The organism is Chryseobacterium sp. DT-167 (genome assembly GCF_058310155.1).
In genome coordinates this window covers 1-676 of record NZ_JBZEEQ010000066.1, presented here as the reverse complement: position 1 = coordinate 676, position 676 = coordinate 1, and the positions used below count along the sequence as shown (strand labels likewise).

1 protein-coding gene is annotated in these 676 nt (G+C 68.0%); it reads left to right on the top strand.

All coding sequences use genetic code 11. From position 1 onward, the window contains the following. A partial coding sequence (locus AC4FQ5_RS19765; RefSeq protein ID WP_491146289.1) for a TetR/AcrR family transcriptional regulator occupies positions 1–558 on the top strand: 558 nt, incomplete at its 5' end. Positions 559–676 lie beyond the last annotated feature (118 nt).

The window sequence follows — 676 nt, the reverse complement described above, 5'->3', positions numbered from 1 at the left end:
CACGCGATCCTCGCGGCGGCGGAGGAGTTGTTCACGGAGCGGGGCTTCGCGCACACGACCGTCGCGGACATTGCGAAGCGGGCCGACGTCGCGGTGACCACCGTGTATGGGAGCGTCGGCAACAAGTCCGGGATCGTGCTCGCCCTCATGCGGAACGGAACGAGCGATCCGCTCATCGAGGAGACGGCGGTGAAGGTCCGCCGGACGACGACCCCGGAGGAGTCGATCGACGAGCTCGCGGCCGGCGTGTGCGAGTCGATTCAGAAGCTGCTCCCGCTCGTCGTCGTCATGTACGACACGGCGCCGAACGACCCCGTGATCGCCGAGGCGGTCACGACCACGGAACAGGCGTACCGAGAGAACCTCGCCCCGCTCGCTCACCATCTCCGTGAGAACGGTTGGCTCAGGAAGGACCTCTCGCACGAGGACGTGCTCGATATCCTCTGGTTCTACTTCGGCATCCCCGCCCTGCGGAACCTGCACGACATGGGCTGGAGTTGGGACAAGGCGCGCATGTGGTTGAGCCGCCAGGCCGCCTCGGCGCTCCTCGCCGGCTGACACCGCGCTCGTCACCGCGACGCCGCCACCGGACCGGATGATCACCGGGCCGACGATCGAGCTCCGACGAGTTCCGACACGGCCGCTTCGGCGCTCGGCATCGCGAGCATCTCGCTCC